This is a genomic window from Pseudomonas anatoliensis (assembly GCF_017976235.1).
Taxonomy (GTDB): domain Bacteria; phylum Pseudomonadota; class Gammaproteobacteria; order Pseudomonadales; family Pseudomonadaceae; genus Aquipseudomonas; species Aquipseudomonas anatoliensis.
Genome location: NZ_JACVHC010000001.1, coordinates 192,962 through 213,700, shown reverse-complemented (window position 1 = coordinate 213,700; position 20,739 = coordinate 192,962). Strand labels below are relative to the sequence as shown.

General features: G+C 58.7%; 13 protein-coding genes and 1 pseudogene. 10 read left to right on the top strand and 4 right to left on the bottom strand.

Features of this window, described 5'->3' with window-relative positions; all coding sequences use genetic code 11:
* The first annotated feature begins 24 nt into the window (after positions 1-24).
* Positions 25-495 (top strand): DUF1810 domain-containing protein, encoded by a 471-nt coding sequence (locus ICA16_RS00900; protein ID WP_210699697.1) that lies wholly within the window; start codon positions 25-27, stop codon positions 493-495.
* On the opposite strand, the gene ICA16_RS00895 is transcribed toward ICA16_RS00900, so the two are convergent.
* Positions 460-2,820, bottom strand: coding sequence for a DNA polymerase II (locus ICA16_RS00895; protein ID WP_210699696.1), 2,361 nt, complete (start codon positions 2,818-2,820; stop codon positions 460-462). The two genes, ICA16_RS00900 and ICA16_RS00895, sit on opposite strands and share 36 nt — an antisense overlap.
* Before the next feature lie 182 nt (positions 2,821-3,002).
* Between ICA16_RS00895 and ICA16_RS00890 the strand changes: the two genes are divergently transcribed.
* On the top strand, positions 3,003-5,720 hold the full coding sequence (locus tag ICA16_RS00890; RefSeq protein WP_210699695.1) for an RHS repeat-associated core domain-containing protein: 2,718 nt from the start codon (positions 3,003-3,005) through the stop codon (positions 5,718-5,720).
* A gap of 48 nt (positions 5,721-5,768) precedes the next feature.
* Here the strand turns inward: ICA16_RS00890 and ICA16_RS00885 are convergent, their stop codons facing one another.
* Positions 5,769-10,496, bottom strand: coding sequence for an NEL-type E3 ubiquitin ligase domain-containing protein (locus ICA16_RS00885; RefSeq protein WP_210699694.1), 4,728 nt, complete (start codon positions 10,494-10,496; stop codon positions 5,769-5,771).
* Between the two features lie 121 nt (positions 10,497-10,617).
* On the opposite strand from ICA16_RS00885, the gene ICA16_RS00880 reads away from it, so the two are divergent.
* Together ICA16_RS00880 and ICA16_RS00875 are read left to right on the top strand one after the other, a co-directional pair.
* Positions 10,618-10,917: a hypothetical protein gene (locus tag ICA16_RS00880; protein WP_210699693.1), complete on the top strand. Its 300-nt coding sequence runs from the start codon at positions 10,618-10,620 to the stop codon at positions 10,915-10,917.
* Positions 10,918-10,922: 5 nt separating this feature from the next.
* Positions 10,923-11,363: a CBS domain-containing protein gene (locus tag ICA16_RS00875; protein WP_150605403.1), complete on the top strand. Its 441-nt coding sequence runs from the start codon at positions 10,923-10,925 to the stop codon at positions 11,361-11,363.
* Positions 11,364-11,600: 237 nt separating this feature from the next.
* Here ICA16_RS00875 and ICA16_RS00870 read toward each other — a convergent pair whose 3' ends face one another.
* A complete protein-coding gene (locus ICA16_RS00870; protein WP_150618295.1) occupies positions 11,601-12,224 on the bottom strand; it encodes a glutathione S-transferase in 624 nt (207 codons plus the stop codon).
* A 237-nt stretch (positions 12,225-12,461) separates the two neighbouring features.
* Here ICA16_RS00870 and ICA16_RS00865 point away from each other — a divergent pair, with 237 nt between their 5' ends.
* The 4 genes from ICA16_RS00865 to ICA16_RS00850 all read left to right on the top strand — a co-directional run bounded on the left by ICA16_RS00865 (position 12,462) and on the right by ICA16_RS00850 (position 15,297).
* On the top strand, positions 12,462-12,983 hold the full coding sequence (locus tag ICA16_RS00865; RefSeq protein ID WP_210699692.1) for a DUF3455 domain-containing protein: 522 nt from the start codon (positions 12,462-12,464) through the stop codon (positions 12,981-12,983).
* Between the two features lie 235 nt (positions 12,984-13,218).
* A complete protein-coding gene (locus tag ICA16_RS00860; RefSeq protein WP_210699691.1) occupies positions 13,219-13,746 on the top strand; it encodes a sigma-70 family RNA polymerase sigma factor in 528 nt (175 codons plus the stop codon).
* Positions 13,743-14,435: an anti-sigma factor gene (locus tag ICA16_RS00855; RefSeq protein ID WP_210553127.1), complete on the top strand. Its 693-nt coding sequence runs from the start codon at positions 13,743-13,745 to the stop codon at positions 14,433-14,435. Before ICA16_RS00860 ends, ICA16_RS00855 begins: the two co-directional genes overlap by 4 nt.
* A 226-nt stretch (positions 14,436-14,661) precedes the next feature.
* Positions 14,662-15,297 carry a phage infection protein gene (locus ICA16_RS00850; protein WP_210699690.1) on the top strand — a complete coding sequence of 212 codons (636 nt, stop codon included), beginning with the start codon at positions 14,662-14,664 and terminating at the stop codon, positions 15,295-15,297.
* Positions 15,298-15,383: 86 nt separating this feature from the next.
* On the opposite strand, the gene ICA16_RS00845 is transcribed toward ICA16_RS00850, so the two are convergent.
* Positions 15,384-16,475: a DUF1615 domain-containing protein gene (locus ICA16_RS00845; protein WP_150605517.1), complete on the bottom strand. Its 1,092-nt coding sequence runs from the start codon at positions 16,473-16,475 to the stop codon at positions 15,384-15,386.
* Positions 16,476-16,831: 356 nt separating this feature from the next.
* Between ICA16_RS00845 and ICA16_RS00840 the strand changes: the two are divergent.
* Together ICA16_RS00840 and ICA16_RS00835 are read left to right on the top strand one after the other, a co-directional pair.
* Positions 16,832-19,036, top strand: a pseudogene (locus tag ICA16_RS00840) (TonB-dependent receptor).
* Positions 19,037-19,152: 116 nt separating this feature from the next.
* On the top strand, positions 19,153-20,688 hold the full coding sequence (locus ICA16_RS00835; protein ID WP_210699689.1) for an FAD-dependent oxidoreductase: 1,536 nt from the start codon (positions 19,153-19,155) through the stop codon (positions 20,686-20,688).
* Positions 20,689-20,739 lie beyond the last annotated feature (51 nt).

Genomic DNA, 20,739 nt, shown 5'->3' with positions numbered 1-20,739 from the left:
GCTGACGACTGGCCGAGGTTCCGTATGAGAAGCACTGATCATAACGACCCGTTTGACCTGCAACGATTCGTCCAGGCTCAGGACCCGGTATTAGACCGGGTCCAGCGCGAACTCGAAGAAGGTCGCAAACGCAGCCACTGGATGTGGTTTGTCTTCCCACAGTTCGCAGGTCTTGGCGGCAGTGAAATGTCCCGACGCTTCGCCATCGGGTCAGCCGCAGAAACCCAGGCCTACCTCGATCACCCATTGCTCGGCGCGCGGCTGCGCACCTGCACGCAGCTTGTGCTGAATACCAATCAGCGTTCGATTGCAGATATTTTTGGTCATCCCGATGACTTGAAATTTCACTCCTCGATGACGCTGTTCAGCCAGTTCGCCGCTGGCGACAGCCTGTTCAATCAGGCCCTCGAGCGCTACTTCCACGGCATCCTCGACGAATGGACGCTGCAACTGCTGGACTCAAAAGAGGCCCAGTTGCCCCCCGATCAGGGTTGAGAAATCATCGTCGACGAATGGCAGGATGGCGTCCGCCACCGGTTGCAGCTGCCGGGTGATGTAGTGGTCGTAATCAATGGTGGAGCGACGCACTTCCAGCGGTTCCGGGCCGGCCAAAGTGATGACATAGCTGATCCAGCCGCCATTCTGGTATTGCCGTGGACGGCCGTGCTGCGTGTTGTATTCGTCGGCCAGCCGCGCGGCGCGCACATGGGGCGGCACGTTGCGTTCGTAATCGTCGAGGGTGCGGCGCAGGCGCTTGCGATAGACCAGCCGATCATCGAATTCCCCGGCCAGGGTTTTGCGCACGTAATCGCGCACGTAATCCTGATACGGCTTGCGCTGGAAGATTCGTTCATACAATTCCTGCTGGAATTGTCGGGCCAGCAGCGACCAATCGGTACGCACGGTTTCCAGGCCTTTGTAGACCATCTCATCTGTGCCGTCAGCGCGAGTTACCAGACCGGCATAGCGTTTTTTGCTGCCCTCCTCTGCGCCGCGAATGGTCGGCATCAGGAAGCGTTTGTAGTGAATTTCGTACTGCAATTCGAGGGCACTTTCCAGCCCGTATTCTTCGCGCACATGCTCGCGCCACCAGTCATTGACGTGCTTGACCAGCGCGTTACCGATCGCCGCCGCCTCCTCCTGACCGTGGGCGCGACGCAGCCAGACAAAGGTCGAGTCGGTGTCGCCGTAGATCACCGCATGGCCCTGTTCTTCGATCAGCTTGCGCGTGCGCAGCATGATTTCGTGTCCGCGCAGGGTGATCGACGACGCCAGCCGCGTATCGAAGAAGCGGCAACCGCTGGAGCCGAGCACGCCGTAGAAGGCATTCATGATGATTTTCAAGGCTTGCGACAGCGGCGCGTTGTGCTCGCGTTTGGCGGTCTCGCGGCCCTCGGCGACTCGCGACACAATCGACGGCAGGCAATGCCGCGTGCGCGAGAACCATGCGCCACGAAAACCCGGCACCGAGTCCGCATCGTCCGGGTGTTGCAAGCCTTCGATCAGCCCCACCGGATCAATCAGGAACGTGCGGATGATCGACGGATAAAGACTCTTGTAGTCGAGGACCAGCACCGATTCATAGAGCCCCGGTTGCGAGTCCATGACAAACCCGCCGGGGCTGGCCTGCGGCGGATTGGTACCGAGGTTCGGCGCGACGAAACCCTGACGGTGCATCAGCGGCATATACAGGTGGGTGAACGCCGCCACCGAGCCGCCGCTGCGATCCGCCGGCAGGCCGGTGACGCTGGCGCGCTCAAGCAAAAATGTCAGCAGTTCAGTCTTGGCGAAGATCCGCGTGACCAGTTCGCAGTCCTTCAGGTTGTACTTGGCCAGCGCCGGTTTGTCCTCGGCGAACATGCGGTTGATCTCGTCCATGCGCTGATACGGATTGTCGATGGCCTTGCCTTCACCGAGCAGGGTCTGGGCGACGTTTTCCAGGCTGAACGAGGGAAAGCTCCACGTCGCCGAGCGCAGGGATTCGATGCCATCGATGATCAACCGCCCCGCCGCCGAGGCGAAGTAATGATTGCGGCTGCCGTGCTCACGCCACTGCATCTCTTCACCGCCACGACCGATTTTCAGCGGCACACCGAGGCGCCGCGCGTGTTCGTGGAGGATGCGCAGATCGAATTGCACAACGTTCCAGCCGATGATCGCATCAGGGTCGTGCAGCGCGAACCAGTCGTTGAGCTTCTTCAGGATGACCGTGCGTGAATCGCAATATTCAAGGTCGAAGTCGACGATGCTGTCATCGCCATTCGCCGTGCCGAGCATATAGACCTGACGCTCGCCGCAGCCTTCCAGAGCGATGGAATACAACTCGCCGGTCTCGGTGGTTTCGATGTCCAGCGAGACCAGCCGCAGCTTCGGTCGATACTTGGGGTCGGGTTTCAGTTGCGCGTTGAGCATTACGCCGTTGGCATCGACTGTACCGCTGAACAATACCGGGGCGGTGATGAAACGCTCCATCAGGTAGCGCTCGGGCGGGCGCACATCTGCCTCGAAGACGTCGACGCCGGCGCGGGTGAGCGCGGTTTCCAGGCGCATCAATTGGCCGTGTTGCTGGCAATACAGGCCCAGCACCGGACGATGTTCGAAATCCAGCAGGGCCAATGGTCGCAGTTCGACGTTTTTTTCGTCGTGCAGCAGGCGTTCGGCCGCTTCACGCTGCTCGGCAGGAATAAACGCCACCGACGGCTGATGCGGCAAACGCACACGGCGCGGCCCGGCGTCGGTCGCCAGCCAGAACTCGACTTCGGTGCCGGCGGGGGTATCGCGCCAATGCCGGGTCAAGACGAAGCCCTGCTGTAAATCCACCACTGCGACCTCAGGAATTGAAACAGACGGGCATTCTACGCGGCATTCGACCATTGGGTGGCGCGCAAAACATGGTCGGCAAAGGTGCGGCACCTGTCAGAGTTGACAGGTTACACACCTTGCCAGAGTTGCTAGATTTGCCTTTGCCTCCATGCGATGCATTGCGTCGAAGGAAATGAGAAATGGATCTCTCCGTTCATCGCCGAACCCCGTCAGTCAGCGTGAACGACGGCCGGGGTCTTCCTGTTCGTCAGATCGCCTATTGGCGAAACGTGCCAGGGGCGGCCGTACAGTCGTTGATCACCCGGACACGTCACGACGACGCAGGCAGAGCGATAGAGCATTGGGATCCACGACTGTTCGCAACAGCGCCAAAAGCCAATTTGATGACCATTCATGACATGGCAGGCCAAGCGCTGCTGCTGGACAGCGTCGATTCTGGCTGGCGGCTGAGTTTGCATGGTTTGGCAGGGGAAGTTGTCCGGCGTTGGGATGCCCGCGGGAATCGGTGGAGCAACCGCTTCGACAATCGTTTGCGCTTGCTGGGCATCAAAGTGAACGACGGGGCTGAACTGGAGGCCTTGACCTTTGGTTTGGCCGATGCAGATGCCGGAAAGAACCTGCGTGACCAATTACTGCGAAAGGTCGATGCCTCGGGTTCACTGGACTACGGTTCGTTCAGCCTCAACGCCTTGCCTCTGGAAGAAACCCGCACGCTGTTCGATGCCGGTGCCTACACCACGCGTTGGCGCTACGGGGCCAACGGCGCAGCACTGAGCCAGACGGATGCACGTGGCCATCAGCAATTCTCACGCTATGACATCGGCGGGCAACTCCAGCAGGTTACTCTCAAGATCAGCGGCGACGATGCTGTAAAAGACATCCTCAAACACGCCCGATACAACGCCGAAGGCGAGAAAATCGAACAAACCCTGGGCAACGGCGTGGTGTGCAATTGGGAATACGATGGCGCCAACGGTCGCTTGAATGGCATCAAGGCAGGTCTGCCCGGCGAGGCGTTGCGGCAAAATCTCGAATACAAATACGACAAGGTCGGCAATGTTGTCAGTCTTCTGGATCGCACTGTTGACCCAGTGTTCTTTGCCAACCAGCTTATCGACGGCCAGCGCGACTTTGGCTATGACTCGCTCTATCGCCTGATCCGCGCCACCGGATATGACGCCCTACCCCCGACCGGGATACCCGGCCGTCCATTACCGAGCGATCCCAAAAACCGCCTCAATTACAACCAGACCTACGAATACGACGCCGGTGGTAACCTGGTCAAACTGGTTCACGCACGAGCAATCGGTGGATACACCCAGCGCATGTTCATTGACCCGAACAGCAATCGTGGCGTGCGCTGGAAAGAAGGTGACTCACCGCCCGACTTCTCGACGCAGTTCGACGCTCATGGCAACCTGCAAGCCTTGCAACCCGGCCAGGGTTTGCACTGGAATGTTCTGGATGAACTGGCATCGGTCACGTTGATCGAACGCGAATCCGCGCTGCCCGACAAGGAAACCTATCGCTACAGCGGCGGCGCCCGAGTCTTCAAACACCACGAGACTCAAGGCTCAACCAAGACGCATTTTCGTCAGGTGCGCTACCTGCCGGGCATCGAGATCCGCACTCGCGAAACGGGTGAAGAGTTGCACGTCATTACGTTGCCGACGATGATCGGCAATGTCCGCTGCCTGCATTGGCTCAGTGGCCGCCCGGGCGAAATCGTCAACGATCAACTGCGTTATTGCCTTGAAGACAGTCAGAGTTCCAGCCTGATCGAGCTCGACCAGAACGCACGCCTGATCAGTCATGAACATTATTACCCGTTCGGCGGCACCGCCTCACTGGTAGCGCACTCGGAACTGGAAGTCAGCTACAAGACCATTCGTTACTCGGGCAAGGAACTGGATGACACAGGGCTCTATTATTACGGACGACGCTATTACGCACCGTGGTCGCAACGCTGGATCAGCGCCGATCCGGCGGGGGCAGTGGATGGCTGGAATTTGTATGTGATGGTGGGGAATAACCCGATGAGTTTTGTTGATGAGTTCGGGTTAAATGAAAAGTTTAACGAGAGAGTCAGTAGTCGAACCACGAGTATGATAATTGCAGGAAAAGAACCTGTTGATCCCAGCCCAGCCAAGCAAAAGAGGCGATTAATTGAAAATCCTGATAGGCGGTTCACCAAAAAATACAGGAATACTCAAGCCGTAGCCCATGCGGGAGCTCTGATACCTGGCACAAGTTCAGACCAGGACATTATCGTCACTGACTTTTATAATATTTCGCTGGAAAGGGCGGACTTCACAAAAAAGGAACACGGCTTCCATATCACAAGACAGATTGACAACAATCTGGACTCAAGCGAACTCGCTTCACTTGGGGTTTTCCAGATTGACGACTTGAACGAATTTAAAAGCTACATGGCAAAGCTCTATAGCAACCGGCTGGCCGACAAGGATCTGGCTGTAAAAATCTACAACGGGGAATCGTCAGAGCCTCAAAGCCTCAAAGGAATGGAATATGAGGTACCTCTCCTCCATGATGTAACACTTGATCGCATGAAGCGTCACATAGAAGCCAGCAATAACCGAATACCCATGAGTCGCGGGCTTCCAGGAGCTCACGCGGAAGTGCAGGCAGCCAACGCAGCTCTTTATATCCAACAACATTTTACGGGCTCGACCAACCCGGCAGAGATCTCGATAGAGACCCAGAAGTTGCAGCAAGCTGACTACGCACAGGCATTTGAAGCGTGCTACAACTGCACCGGCCAGTTGGTCGCGACTTACGGAAACGCTGTTACTCCCTTCAACGTACTATCCGGAGCCACAAATCAGGACCACGAACTTTGGACAAACCAACAGAAGAAGCTTTCCGGGTGGCTATAAGTTTCAGGAACTAAAAAATGGCCTGTTTCGGAAAACAGGCCGTTTTTTTCATACAGCTATCGACTGCTTTGATAATAGGCCATGCGTCAATGCTTTCAGCAAAGCCTTACGTTCCTTGTGTAATCCGACAAGTTCGCGCTCATAAACTTGCTGTGAAACGGTGCCTGCCGAATACCGATCAAGCAACTCCTCCGCCTTCGAGTCGTACACCTGCGCATTCTGCTTAAACGCCTGCGTATGCCTCCCTTTCAGATATTTACACCAGAAACGTTGTTCGATCATCCGGTTTACCAATCCGTCCCCCGCCTCAAGTGACAACACAGTTTGATAAGCCTCGTCGATCTGCGTCTCACTGACTTCAGCGATGCTGCGAAACAACATTCCCCGTGACTGCCACGGCAACTCGAGTCGATCAGCCAGACCGGTCTGAAATGCCAGATAGACTTCCACTTCATCAATGCTGCCCGTGAGTTCACCGTCCTCATCAAGTGCAATAAAAGCTTCACCAGCCTCCAGGCGGGTCTGGATGTTGGCGCGGGCAACGTCGTTAACTATGTCCAGGCGAGACTTGCCCTTCGCCAATTGCACCAGACTGAACTCGACCTGCTCGGGGCTGCCGGCCAGCCAGGCTTCATGGATCAGAACCTTGATCCCCATCTCATTGAAAATCTGTGCCCCGGCGTCCGCGCAAGAGTCAGGATTACTGGCCATGCGGAACAACTCTTCACGCAGTTGCGTGTTCTGTGTCGCGGCATCCAGCATTCGCCACACCCGCTCGGTCAGCGCCGGACGCGCCTCCTCGGCGATGTAGTCTGCTGACTCCGCGACTTTTTCCAGCACTTCAAAAAAACCCTGGGAATCAGGCTCGTGCTCCAACTCATCCCACAATGTTTGCTTGCGCTGACGCGGCTCGCCCGTCACGCCCTCCAGCCAATGCGCACTGGTCTGCTCGCCCTTCGGCGGATAACTGCGGGCGGGGTCATAGCCCACTGAGCGCATATAGGCATGAAATTGTTCGCTGCCCTGATCGGACAGACGGTCACGACTCAAACGGGTGCGCGCTATCAGTCGTGCCTGATCCGAACCGGGTGCTACCTGGGGAACCTGTTCGATTGGATTGCCTTGCAGATCCAGATCGAACGCCCGTGGACGCGGTGCCGTGAACAGGCCTGTCGGCCATTCGGTAATACCGGTGCCATGCAGATCGAGGGTTTGCAGGTCTGCCATCGCACTGACATCCGGTGCGCGCGCCAGCATCGGATTCGCGCCCAGTCTCAATGTCTGCAAGCGGGTCAGACGGCTGAGCTCAGTGACGTTTCCGGCCGTCAGCGTCAGTTGATTGTTGCCCAGATCCAGCGTTTCCAACGCGTGCAAATTGCCTTCCAGACGAGGCAATGCGGTGAGGGAGTTTTCGCTTAGATCCAGGACCTTCAATTTGGGGAAGTAGCTGAGGAACTGGCTGATATCAATGCGCAACTCCGCATGACGAAATTGCAGCGCGCTGACGTGCGCAAACTCAAGGTCAAGCTTCGGCAGGTACTCAAGAAAATCACTGGTCCAGTGAAAATCCAGATCCAGCGTATAGCCCCCCGCTCCCACCGTTTCAGCGGCCTGCCAGCATTGGCTGAGTGCCTTGGCGAAGCGCCGTTTGTGAAAACGCTGATCCATCGGCAGCAGTTCGCCGCGCTCGATTGCCACCCAATCATCAAGGGTCTTCTGCAGATTCTTGAACGCTAATTCCCGCTCCCGGATGAGCCGTAAAGCGCCGGCAGGTGTTCCGGATGCTCGCACAAACTCATTGAAGTTATCCGTGGTGGCCCGCGGATAGAGGCTTTTGAACCGGTCCTCCGGACTCGACTCACCGCCCGTGCCTAATAGCCGTTCATTGATCAAGGTGTAACCTGGATTCTGGTGTTTTTCGACGGCGATTCGAAGCGGTGAGTCGTCGAGCAGATCGCGCAGCTCTGCACGGGTTATTGATGATTGCTGAAGTGTGCTGCGCAGGCGCTGACCTTCACCGATGCCAAGACCCAGATTGCCGCGTTCGGCATCCGGTAATGCCTGCAACACAGCGTCATAAAAATCACCCGCGCCTTGCAGGCTCTTGCCCTGAGCGTCGTAGGGCTGAAACTGGTTCTGCACCGTGCGCAGCAGTACTTTGCGAATGGGTGCCGGGGTCGGTCCGACGCTGTCGATCAGGGGGCCGTCGAACGATTGGTTGCGCATTTCGATCAATACTTCAGGCGACCAGCCCGGTAACCTTTCCAGACTGTGCAACGCCAATCGGTAGCTGTCGAGATTGGCATTGGCCGGCAAGTACAGCCCTTCCCAGGCCCGGGTCGTGCGCCATTCGCGCACCGCTTCACGGGCAGTCTGTTTCAAGCGCAAGGACAATTGTCCCTGTTCGCTGGCCAGCTGCTTTTCTGCTGGCAAGACATCAACCAGTACATTGCTCACAAGCTCATTCGGCAGCTGGGGAAACTCGTTGTGCAGCAACACGCTTTCGGCAGAAGGCACGGCAGTCGGCACCTCCTGCCATTTGACGTGGCTATCCACCAACGCTGTTCTTTGCGCCCTTGCCGCCTCGGCGATCAAGGCGCGCAGCTTCGCAGCACGTACGTTCGCAGCGATGACGCCACGACCAAACTCTTCTTCCAGCAATACTTTGATGTCCTGCTCGCTCAGCAGGGACAGCAGCGTGGCGGCCACGTCTGCGACTATGCCGTGGTCGAGCTGCAAATTGATTGGCGTTTTACCTGCCAGTGATGACGATTGCCACAGCGCGTTGCCTTGATCATCGAGCCATCGCAGCGAGAGCTTTTCAGGCCATTGTTTGTGCCCCGTCAGCAACTGCAGTTGCATACGCACATCGGCCTTGCCGTGGATCTGGACATCGTCACTAGCGAGCTGCGCAAGGAACGTTTCAATGGCTTGATCGGCCGTAAAACGCTTTATGGTTGCCGCCAGCATGGCAGGCGGCTGTTCCTGTTCAACGTGCAATTTGCGCAACGCAGATTCATCCACGCCGCTTACGATGCGGATCTGTTCCAGCGACTGTTCGGAAAAACCGTCGACCTGATGACCGAGACGCCGCATCAACTGACTTCCCTGCCAGGCCTGAGGCTGTTCGGCTTCATGCACCCAGGCGCCAGCACCGTTGTGGCTGAGTCGGGGGGCATAGGCATCGCTGCGCCGCGGATGCTGGATGCGGTAGTCATCCGATCCGGGCTCCGGGCGAATAACAAACGTTTCGCCTTCCAGCGGTAACACCTGCTGATCGGCCTGACGATAAATGCCCATGGCGTCAGGCCGGGCCGATTCACTCAAGTCCACCGATTGTGAATAGCGCCGCAGATCCGAATCCCATAAACGCGAGCGACCATCCGCCATATCGACAATTTTCATGCGGCCGATCAACGGTGTCGCCTTGGGCGTGATCACCGCCGCCACCAGTTGACCGCCAACCAGAAACGTACCCAACTGAATCAGGCTCTCCACCACTCCGAGGAAATGTTCGAACGCCTCAGTACGCAGACCTTGAGCCCACTCGACAATCCCTTCGAACGTCTCATCCAACAGTTGGTAGGCGGTATACGCAAGCATCAATTCACCCAGACCAGGTACAAACGGCGCGGCGACAAATGCCCCCACTTCCAGCACAGTCAGCGCGACTTTGAGGAAGCTGTCCCAGCGTGCCCAACGAGACTTGGCGTCCTCATCGCCGGTGGGTACTGCACGCGTTCGAGCGTCGGCGAACAACGTGTTCAACTGCTGCTGAAACTGCTGAACCCAGAAATCCACTTTTATTCGCGCATACCCGATTTGCAGATCAGGTTTCAGAACGGGCACAGGGCGCCAGGCCGGCAGTTGCTGAAAAGGAACCGGTGCATGCCATTGCAGTTTTGATAGCCGATTATTGAGCTGAAAAAAGAACTGGCCTCGGTGCTGATGCGGCACGAACCGGCTGAAGAATCGCTGGTACTCAGGTGAGCGCAGCTGTCGTGTCAGCTCGACGACGAACTGGGTCGAAGACGCATACTGCTTGAGCGGATGCTCGGGATCATGGGGGACATAGGCAATGACCGGAACAGTCGTTGAACTGTGCTCAAGATCGGCGCAGACCAGCACAATCCCTGGCAACTCGACGCCCATCATCGTCAATGCATGGCAGTGGACTGCCCGCCCGTTCCAGATCAACCGTCGATCTCCCGCAGCCCACCTCTCTACCAAACGATGAGCGTCGTGATCAATATCGCCTTTGAGCAACGCCAGCCCATTGCACAGGCGCAGGGTGCTCTTCTCGTTAGCCTCGACCTTTATTTTCAGTACGGCGCTGGCAACGGGATTGGCCGGATCGAAAAAGTCTTCGAGATATCTCTGATAAGCAGCACCTGCGTCCAGCTCCCGGCACAACGCGGTAAAAGCCGCGACGGACATTCTGGCCTTGATCGGCACGACGTCGAATGCTCCGGAGGCCGAAGGTCGAGTAATAAAGTCGCTCGCCTGGTCGTAATATTCTGGTCGAGTCTCTTTCAATTCGAAATTGTGCAGACAGCACTCGAGCAGGGTCAGGGTGCGCACTTCGAAGCCCCCCGTCATCCCGGTCGAACGGTAAAGCCTTAAACACGTCGAGCTGACGTCTACGGTGATGTCATAGCGGTCTTTCAGCGCAGCGGTCAGTAACTCATGGGCAAACGCTTCGACTTCGGTCAGCCGCGCGAAGACCTTGTCCACTGCCTGCCGGGCAGTCCAACTCGCTGCAAGGGCGCTTTTCATCTCGTCGCGTTGCGCTGACGAGGCTGAATGAAACCAAGGCTGGTCTGGCACTGTGGCCTGCTTTAACGCGTCCCTGTGCAATGCGGTGCTGTTCAATAGCCAGTCTGGAACATTCCCGGCAATGAAGCTGAACGTGGCATTGCCAGCCAGAGAATCCGGCAGCGATGGCACGATATTTTTGTTGCTCAAATTCAAGCTGGGCATCGAAATTTTCATCCATGAAATTCAGATGCCCGAGTCTATCCAAGACGCAGAAACGCCATCGCGCCCTTCTGTATCAAGACGTGCACAGGCAAAGAAGCGGCCATGCGTGGAAAAAAACGGCCAAATGACGTTTTTTGCGTGCTATCTGCCGCTTTGCCACCTTGCCCTGCGCGCCAGCGTCTACGATGCTTGCATTACAACGACAACACCTGAGTAACCGCCATGAAGACCGTCGCCCAACTGCTCAAGCTCAAAGATCAGAAAAACCAGGAAGTGCACCAGATCAAGCCTGATCACATGGTGCTTGAAGCGCTGATGAAGATGGCCGAAAAAAACGTCGGCGCCTTGCTGGTGGTGGAAGACGACACCGTGGTCGGCATCATCAGCGAACGCGATTACGCGCGCAAACTGGTGCTGCATGGCCGCTCCTCCGTGGGCACGCCGGTTCGCGACATCATGGTGGCGAACGTGATTACCGTTGATACCCACCAGACCGTCGACACGTGCTTGGGCATCATGTCGGACAAGCGCCTGCGCCACCTGCCGGTGGTGGAGAACGGCAAGTTGATTGGCTTGCTGTCGATTGGTGACCTGGTGAAAGAGGCGATTGCCGAACAGGCCGAGCTGATCAAGCAACTGGAGCAGTACATCCGCGGGGAGTGATCACCCCGAAAACACCACAATCCCCTGTAGAGATGAATCCTGCGGTGATGGGTGATGGGTCATGAGGATCATGTGGCGAGGGGATTTATCCCCGTTGGGTGGCGAAGCCGCCCCAAAACCTGCAATCGCGGCTAGTCAGACACACCGCGCGGGATGGTCTCAGGACTGCTACGCAGCCCAACGGGGATAAATCCCCTCGCCACAGAGATCACATTCACAAGTGGATTTACGGTGTGTTCACACTGGCCAATGCCGGGCAAACACCGGCGCCAGCACCGGATGCCGGTCGATCCGCTGCAACCACGCATAAAACCCCGGCCGGGTCTGACGCAGATGCTCGCGGCTGCCTGCCCAGCGCGTCACCACCGCGGCCAGCACGTCCAGCGCACCCGGTGTTTCGTCGTCCAGGTACAGCTCGGCGGAAAACTGGTCGGCAAACACTTCCCAACTCCAGTGCAATCGCTCGCGAGCGCCGGCGATCAGGTTCTGCCGCGACGCTTCGTCGGGCATCACCAGCCAGCGCTCGGGGTAGTCGACGACGCCGATGGCCGCGTAGCAATTGCTGACGATGTAGACCAGACCGCGAATCGCCTGATCGCGCTCGTCCGCCTTGGCCGGCAGCAAACCCGATTTGGGAAATGTCAGGCCCAGATGAATCAGAATCGCCGCGCTCTCGGTGAGCACGCTGCCATCGGGCAATTGCAGGGTCGGGATCTGCTTCAGGGGATTGAGCTTCGCCAGGTCCTCGGCGGCTTCGGTGCTGGCTTCGATATCAATGAAGCGATAAGCGATCTGGCACAACTCCAGCGCCGCTTCGATGGCGGCTGCGCCTGAGTTGCGATGTCCGTAGAGCTGATACATATCCCCTCCTCAATCCCCGACAGGCATTTGATGTAGCACTATTTATAGCTGCTGTATGCGATTTGGCACGTTTTTCCCATGCACTCGCCACTTGCGAATTCAAACGTCGAAAGACAGCGCTGGCGGTGATTGAAAAATATTTTCCATGCACTGCATCCAAACCCCTCCGCCACGGGTAGTCCCTGTAACAGCCCTCCTCGGCTGTCAGCGGTTTACCCTTTTCGGAGAAAGACACTGATGAACACCACACAGCTGATCTGCTTCACCGGTTTGCTCGCCGTCACCACGACGACCTTCGCCCAGAGCAACTATCCGGACGCCATCAAAGTTCCGGAAGGCCACAAGATCGCGATGGAAACCACCGGGGTGGGCGAGATCACTTACGAATGCCGCGACAAGCCCAATGCTGCCGGACAGACCGAGTGGACCTTCGTCGGCCCGAAAGCGGTGCTCAATGATCGCAGCGGCAAGCAGGTCGGCACCTATTTCGGCCCGCCCGCCACCTGGCAGGCCAAGGACGGTTCGAAAGTCACCGGTACGCAATTGGCCGTGGCGCCGTCGACTCCGGGCAACCTGCCCTATCAACTGGTCAAGGCCAACCCTGCTGAAGGTGAAGGCGCAATGAGCGGTGTCAGCTACATCCAGCGCGTTGCGCTAAAGGGCGGCGTGGCACCGGGCACAGTCTGCACGACCGCGAACAAGGGCAAACAGGAAGTGGTGAAATATCAGGCGGATTACATTTTCTGGGCTGCGAACTGATTTTCCTGCCTACATAAATTCCCTGTGGGAACGAACTGTGGTGAGGGGCTTTATCCCCGACGGGGAGCGAAGCTTCCCCAAAACCGGAAAATGCGCAGTGTCAGATTCATCGCATCCAACGGTTTTACGACTGTCATGCAGCCGATCGGGGATAAATCCCCTCGCCACAGGGCTCACTCCTACAAAGGATTTATGCACTCTGGATGTTTGAGGAATGTCAGCTAGATTGCACAGCATGACCTTGCCCGAACCCGAATTCGATTATGAAGCCCGCCTCGCTGCCTGTGCCCGCGGCGAGCGTTCGGCCCTGCGCGATCTTTACGTGCAGGAAGGCCCGCGCCTGCTCGGTGTGGCCAAACGGCTGGTGCGCGACACGGCGCTGGCGGAGGACATTGTCCATGACGCATTTATCAAGATCTGGAACGGTGCGGCGGGGTTTGACGTTTCACGGGGTTCGGCGCGCGGCTGGATGTACAGCGTGACGCGGCATCTGGCGTTGAATCAACTGCGTGATCATCGGCGGGAAATGCCGTTCGACGAAGACCACGAAGTGCTCGACGAGACCTTCAACGCCCAGGACCACTCGGCGCGCATCCATCGCTGCCTGGAACAACTCGACCCACAGCGCCGGCGCTGCATTCTCCACGCTTACGTCGACGGCTATACCCACGCGCAGATTTCCACGCGCCTCGACACGCCGCTCGGCACGGTCAAGGCCTGGATCAAACGCAGCCTCAACGCCTTGCGGGAGTGCATGGGATGACCACTGAATCGGCGCAGGAACGCGATGAACTGGCGGGCGAATACGTGCTCGGCACACTCTCTGCCGAACAGCGGATCGAGGTGCAGAAACGTCTGCCGCATGAGCCTGATCTGCGTGCGGCGGTGGATGCCTGGGAGCGGCGGTTGCTGGAGCTGACGGATTTCGCCTCGCCGCAACAACCGTCAGCGCTGCTGTGGCCGCGGATCAATCGCAGCATTGATCGACTCCCGCAACAAACACCCGCGACCTCATGGTGGAACCTGCTGCCGCTGTGGCGCGGCCTGAGCGCTGCCGGCTTGGCCGCCACATTGGTGTTGGGCTCAATGCTGCTGACCCAGACCACTGCGAAACCGAGTTATCTGGTGGTGCTGGTCGCGCCACAGGACAAGGCTCCGGGCTGGGTGATCCAGGCGAGCAATTCGCGGGAGATTCAGCTGATTCCACTGGGTGTGATGGAAGTGCCGGCGGATAAGGCGTTGGAGTTCTGGACCAAGGCTGACGGCTGGCAGGGCCCGGTATCGCTGGGGTTGGTCAAACCGGGGCAGGCGCTGTCGGTGCCGCTGGATAAATTGCCGCCGCTGGAAGCGAATCAGCTATTCGAGTTGACGCTGGAGGGTACTAACGGCTCGCCAATCGGCAAGCCGACCGGGCCGATTCAGGCGATTGGCCGGGCAGTCAAAGTCCTCTGAAACTGCCTTTGCAGGAGCTTCGGCAGGCTGCGATCTTTTGATCTTCCCCTTAAAAACAAGATCAAAAGATCGCAGCCTCGTTTCACTCGAATGCTCCTACAGGGGGCCAGTTCCCCAATCATCATTGCCGTCGATGTTCACAATCACGGCAATGAAGTTCTCATAAAAAATCTCCGGCGTAACATCTGCTCCATACCAACCAATAACACCCCTGGAGCACACCATCATGAAACGCCAAACTCTTCTCAGCATCGCTTTCTCGGTTTTCGCAGTTAACGCTTTTGCCGCTACCCCGATTCACACGATGATCGCGGCCGATGGCTCGGATCGTCTGTACCAGAACGCCGTTGCCGCTGATGGCTCGGATCGCCTGCAAGGCAACACCGTCGCCGCTGATGGCTCGGATCGCTTGCAAGGCAACACCATCGCAGCTGATGGCTCGGATCGTCTGCAAGGCAACACCGTCGCCGCTGATGGCTCGGATCGCCTGCAAGGCAACACCGTCGCCGCTGATGGTTCGGATCGTCTGCAAGGCAACACCATCGCCGCTGATGGCTCGGATCGCCTGCAAGGCAACACCGTCGCCGCTGATGGTTCGGATCGTCTGCAAGGCAACACCATCGCCGCTGATGGCTCGGATCGTCTGCAAGGCAACACCATCGCCGCTGATGGTTCGGATCGCCTGCAAGGCAACACCGTTGCCGCTGATGGCTCGGATCGCCTGCAAGGCAACACCGTTGCCGCTGATGGCTCGGATCGTCTGCAAGGCAACACCATCGCCGCTGATGGTTCGGATCGCCTGCAAGGCAACACCATCGCCGAAGGTGGTGCGGATCGTCTGAACGAACTTCGCAACGCTTGAATGAATGGCGTTAATCGCAACAACCCAGAGAAACCCGGCTCCCGCAGCCGGGTTTTTTATGTCTGGTTCTTTTATGTCTGGGAACGTTATCCGGCCTTGGCCATGCAGCGTTTGTAGCGCTCATCCACGCGCTTGGCGAACCATGCGGTAGTCAGTTTGCGGGTGATTTTCGGGCTCTGCAGGACGATCCCCGGTAGCACCGCGCGTGGCAGTGATTTGCCCTCGGCCTTTTCGGCCAATGCAAAAACCTCTCGGTACAGCTTGGTCTCTTCGAACTCCAGGGTTTTGCCCTTCTCCAATTGATCGCGAATGGTCGGATTGCGCATGCCCAATGACTTGCCGAGGGTGCGCACCGCCAGTTCAGTGCCGCCGGGCATGATCGAGTCATAGCGGATCAGGTCACCATCCAGCGCCAGCGGGATACCCGATGCGCGGCTGACGGCATTCTGGAACGCCGCATTGCGACTGGCGTACCAACCAGCATTGAAGTCAGCGAAGCGATAGAGCGGCTCGCGGTAGCTCACCGGGTAGCCGAGCAAATGCGCGATGCCGAAATACATGCCGCCGCGGCGGCTGAACACTTCGCGGCGGATCGTGCCGTCCACCGGGTACGGATAGTCCTTGGCGTGCTGCTCGGCAAATTCGATGCTGACCTGCATCGGCCCGCCGGTGTGCACCGGGTTGAAGCCACCGAACAGCGTGCGGCCCATCGGCACCATGCCGATGAACTCATCAAAAATGGCACTCAATTCCTTTTCACTGCGCGCCGCCTTCAAGCGTTCGCTGTAGGTTTTGCCATTGGAGGAGCGTACCTGCAAAGCACCGCTGACCAGCAGGCTGGGGATGTGGACTTTGCCGGCACGACGGTCGATTTCGTCGCGGGCGATCTTGCCCAGGCCCGGCACTGTCGGATCGGCTTGAAAGGTTGATTCCTGCTCGGCAACGGCCAGCACCGAACACAGGTTTTGCGTGGTCGGGCTGATGTCCTGTGTGGCAAATGCTACGTAAATATCAGTGGCCCAGCCTTGGCGGTCAGCGATTTTCGCCGGCATCAGGCGCACGATCTCAGCCTTCACTTCGGCCGGAGGACGCGGGGCGGGCTCGCCATTGCGCTGGCTGGCGCAACCGGCCAGCACCAGCATTGCCGCGAGGGTGATCAGTAATCGAGGGGTGTGCATGTTGCTCCATCCAGTCCGTTGAGGCGGGTTCACCATACGTTCAATGGTATGGCGCAGGCTAGGACTGCGATGATCCGGGCCTGTTCCCTGACTGAACACATTCCCCTGTAGGAGCTGCCGAAGGCTCGGGCCGCGTTCGGACGATCTTTTGATTTGGGTTTTTAGAAACAAGATCAAAAGATCGCAGCCTTCGGCAGCTCCTACAGGGGCGGTGCGGGGTGATGCAGCGATGATGACAAACTGATTGCAAAACGCTACTGAGAAAAACTATCATTCGCGCCTGGAGTCGCATTTGCGCAAGGAGTTCACGCGCCGCCTCACTTTTCTGACTGGCCGTGCGCCTCCAGGTATGAAACATGTCCGCTCCTGCCCGACTCCGCGTTCCTTTTCGTCCGACGCTTCTTGCCCTGCTCTGCTCCCTGACCGTTACCGCCCACGCTGCTGAAGAAGACGGCAAAGAGCTAGTGCTGGACAACGTCAATATCAACGCTTAAGCGCCAGCGCCAAACGCCCTGCCCCCGGTCTATTCCGGTGGTCAGGTCGCACGCGGTGGCCAGCTCGGCGTGTTGGGCAATCAGGACATGATGGACGTGCCGTTCAGCGCCGCGTCCTACACCGAACAACTGATTCAGGATCAGCAGGCCGAAAACGTCGCCGACGTGCTGCTCAACGATTCGTCAGTGCGCCAGGCTTCGGGGTTTTCCAACCAGTCGCAGGTGTTCATGATCCGTGGCCTGCCGCTGAACGGCGACGACATTTCCTATAACGGCCTGTATGGCGTGTTGCCGCGGCAGATCATTTCCACCGACGCCCTGGAGCGCGTGGAAGTGTTCAAGGGCCCGAACGCCTTTATCAACGGCGTGACCCCGACCGGCTCCGGCATCGGCGGCGGCGTCAACCTGCAGCCAAAACGCGCCGGCGATGTGCCGCTGCGCCGCTACACCACGGACATCAACAGCGAAGGTCGCATCGGTCATCACTTCGACATTGGCCAACGCTTCGGTGAAGACAACCGCTTCGGCGCGCGCATCAACCTGTCCCAGCGTGAGGGCGACACTGGCATCGATCACGAAAACCAGCGCTCGAAACTGTTCGCCATCGGCCTCGACTATCGCGGCGATGCGCTGCGGGTTTCCGGCGATTTCGCCTATCAGAAGGAGCGCGTCAACGGTGGCCGCAGTTCGGTCAACCTCGGCACCGCCACGCACATCCCGGACGCACCATCGGCCGACACCAACTACGCGCCGAAGTGGGGCTACACCGACATCGAAGACACCTTCGGCATGCTCCGCGCCGAGTACGATCTCAACGACAACTGGACCGCCTACGCTGCCGGCGGCGCCAAGCACACCCGTGAAGTCGGGCGCTACAACTCGACGACGCTGGTGGGCAACACTGGCGCATCGTTCACCACCGGCTCTTTCGTTCCTCACGATGAAGACAACACCAGCGTCATGGCTGGCCTTAACGGCAAATTCAACACCGGCCCGGTCAGCCACAAGCTCAACTTCGGCCTGACCGGCATCTGGGCCGAACAGCGCAGCGCCTACGATTTTGACCTGACCCAATACGCCAACAACATCTACCACCCGGTGCAGACGCCAGCGCCGGTCGGCAACTTCTCCGGCGGCGACCTGAACGATCCGGGTATCGTCGGCAAAACCTTCAACCGCAGCCTGGCAATTTCCGACACCCTCGGTTTCTTCGATGATCGCCTGCTGGTGACTGCCGGCCTGCGTCGTCAGCAACTCGTAGTGCAAGGTTACGGATACGCCAGTTACGGCAGCGGCCCGCGTTCGTCGAGCTACGACGAATCGATCACCACGCCGGTCTATGGCATCGTGTTCAAACCGTGGGACCACGTGTCGTTCTACGCCAACCACATCGAAGGCCTGGCTCAAGGCCCGACTTCGCCGACCAGCGCCGGCGGATTCCGCGTGACCAACGGCAACGAAGTCTATGCACCGGCGCGCTCCAAGCAGACCGAGGCCGGAGTGAAGATCGACATGGGCACCTACGGCGCGAGCCTCGGGGTTTATCGCATCGAGCAGCCGAGCGACGGTTACTGTGAAATTGACAGCGCCACCACATGCACCTACGTGCGTGAAGGCGAGCAGGTCAACAAAGGCGTGGAAATGAACGTGTTCGGTGAGCCGATCCAAGGCCTGCGCCTGATCAGCGGCCTGACCCTGATGGACACCGAACTGAAGAACACCCTCAACGGCGCCAATGACGGCAACCGTGCTATCGGTGTGCCGACCTTCCAGTTCAACGCCGGCGCCGATTGGGACGTACCCGGCCTGCAAGGCGTAGCGCTGAACGCGCGGATGTTGCGCACCGGCGGCCAATACGCCGACGCGGCCAATAACCTCAGCCTGCCGACCTGGAACCGCTTTGACGCCGGCGCACGTTATGCCTTCAAGGTGTCGGAGAAAGACGTGACGGTGCGCCTGGGTGTAGAGAACCTGGCCAACAAGAAGTATTGGGAATCGGCGCAGGGTGGTTACCTGACTCAGGGTGAGCCGCGGGTGGCGAAGTTGTCGGGTACGATTGATTTCTAAGGCCTGAAAAGGCCCCGCAACTTCAACGCTGCGGGGCCTTTTTCCGTCTGGCCGACAAACTGGCCACCCTCTCCTTCTGATCCATACTTGCTCCACAGCAAAAGGAGCACACACCCATGAACCGCAGCGACGTCCTGATCATCGGCGCCGGCCCCACCGGGCTGGTGCTGGCCCTGTGGCTGAGCAAACTGGGCGTGCAGGTGCGCATCATCGACAAGACCGCCGCCCCTGGCACCACTTCCCGGGCGCTGGCGGTGCAGGCGCGAACGCTGGAGCTGTATCGGCAACTGGATCTGGCCGAGACCATCGTGCGCAACGGTCATCAGGTCGCGGCGGCAAACTTCTGGGTCAATGGCAAACCGGTTGCGCAGTTGCCGCTGAACCGTATCGGCGAAGGTCTGACGCCCTACTCGTTCGTCGAAATATTCCCGCAGGACCAACATGAACAGCTGTTGATCGAGCGTCTCGAAGACTATGGCGTCAGCGTCGAGCGCAACATCACACTGGAGCATTTCGATGAGACTGGCGATGGCGTAACGGTCCATTTACGTCTGCCCGATGGCGAGCAGGAAGCCTGCCAGGCCTGCTATCTGGCAGGTGCAGACGGGGCGCGGTCGGTGGTGCGCAAAAACCTCGACGCCGGGTTCCCCGGTGGCACTTATCAGCAGATTTTCTATGTGGCGGATGTCCAGGCCAGCGGCCCGGCGATGAATGGTGAGTTGCATCTTGATCTGGACGAAGCGGACTTTCTCGCGGTGTTTCCACTGGCCGGCGAAGGCCGCGCGCGATTGATCGGCACGGTGCGCGACGAACGTGCGGAGCGCGCCGAAACTCTGGAGTTTTCTGATGTCAGCAGCCGCGCCATCGAACACCTGAAAGTGCACATCGAGGACGTCCACTGGTTTTCCACCTACCGCGTGCACCACCGCGTGGCTGAACATTTTCGCGGCGGGCGGGCGTTTCTGCTCGGCGACGCGGCCCATGTGCACAGCCCGGCGGGCGGTCAGGGCATGAACACCGGCATCGGCGATGCGATCAATCTGGCGTGGAAACTCGCTGCAGTCCTCAACGGCGGTGCCGAGGCCAAACTGCTCGACAGCTATGAAACCGAACGCATCGCCTTCGCCCGGCGGCTGGTCTCAACCACTGACAAAGTGTTCAGCTTCGTCACGGCCGAGGGACGCATGGCCGATCTGTTGCGCACGCGGCTGGCACCGTTTCTGATTCCGAAAATGGCGTCGTTCGAGGCGAGTCGCGAATTCCTCTTTCGCACCGTTTCCCAAGTCACCCTCAACTATCGTGGCATGCCGCTGAGTCAAGGCACGGCCGGCCATGTCCACGGCGGCGATCGCTTGCCGTGGGCGCATGACGGTGAGGGAGATAATTACGAACCGCTGCGCCAGCCATGTTGGCAGGTGCATGTGTATGGCGACACCAGCGACGAAATGCTCGTCTGGTGCCTTGAGCATCACTTGCCGCTGCACGTGTTCGACTGGCGACCGGCGTTTGAAACGGCAGGATTGGCGCGCAACGGCTTTTACCTGCTGCGCCCGGACACCTATGTGGCGATTGCCGATAGCAGCGCCGATCCGAAAGTGATCGAACGCTACTTCCGCGACCAAGGGATCCGGCCATTTTTCGCCTGCCCTTGACCCACCACGAAACCCTGTAGGAGTGAGCCTGCTCGCGATGGCGGTGGATCA

What these genes read in the sequence shown, in the direction of transcription:
- ICA16_RS00900 (WP_210699697.1), top strand. Translation starts at nt 25, where the DNA reads ATGAGAAGCACTGATCATAACGACCCGTTTGACCTGCAACGATTCGTC.
- ICA16_RS00890 (WP_210699695.1), top strand. Translation starts at nt 3,003, where the DNA reads ATGGATCTCTCCGTTCATCGCCGAACCCCGTCAGTCAGCGTGAACGAC.
- ICA16_RS00885 (WP_210699694.1), bottom strand. Translation starts at nt 10,496, where the DNA reads ATGAAAAGCGCCCTTGCAGCGAGTTGGACTGCCCGGCAGGCAGTGGAC.
- ICA16_RS00880 (WP_210699693.1), top strand. Translation starts at nt 10,618, where the DNA reads ATGAAGCTGAACGTGGCATTGCCAGCCAGAGAATCCGGCAGCGATGGC.
- ICA16_RS00875 (WP_150605403.1), top strand. Translation starts at nt 10,923, where the DNA reads ATGAAGACCGTCGCCCAACTGCTCAAGCTCAAAGATCAGAAAAACCAG.
- ICA16_RS00870 (WP_150618295.1), bottom strand. Translation starts at nt 12,224, where the DNA reads ATGTATCAGCTCTACGGACATCGCAACTCAGGCGCAGCCGCCATCGAA.
- ICA16_RS00865 (WP_210699692.1), top strand. Translation starts at nt 12,462, where the DNA reads ATGAACACCACACAGCTGATCTGCTTCACCGGTTTGCTCGCCGTCACC.
- ICA16_RS00860 (WP_210699691.1), top strand. Translation starts at nt 13,219, where the DNA reads ATGACCTTGCCCGAACCCGAATTCGATTATGAAGCCCGCCTCGCTGCC.
- ICA16_RS00855 (WP_210553127.1), top strand. Translation starts at nt 13,743, where the DNA reads ATGACCACTGAATCGGCGCAGGAACGCGATGAACTGGCGGGCGAATAC.
- ICA16_RS00850 (WP_210699690.1), top strand. Translation starts at nt 14,662, where the DNA reads ATGAAACGCCAAACTCTTCTCAGCATCGCTTTCTCGGTTTTCGCAGTT.
- ICA16_RS00845 (WP_150605517.1), bottom strand. Translation starts at nt 16,475, where the DNA reads ATGCACACCCCTCGATTACTGATCACCCTCGCGGCAATGCTGGTGCTG.
- ICA16_RS00835 (WP_210699689.1), top strand. Translation starts at nt 19,153, where the DNA reads ATGAACCGCAGCGACGTCCTGATCATCGGCGCCGGCCCCACCGGGCTG.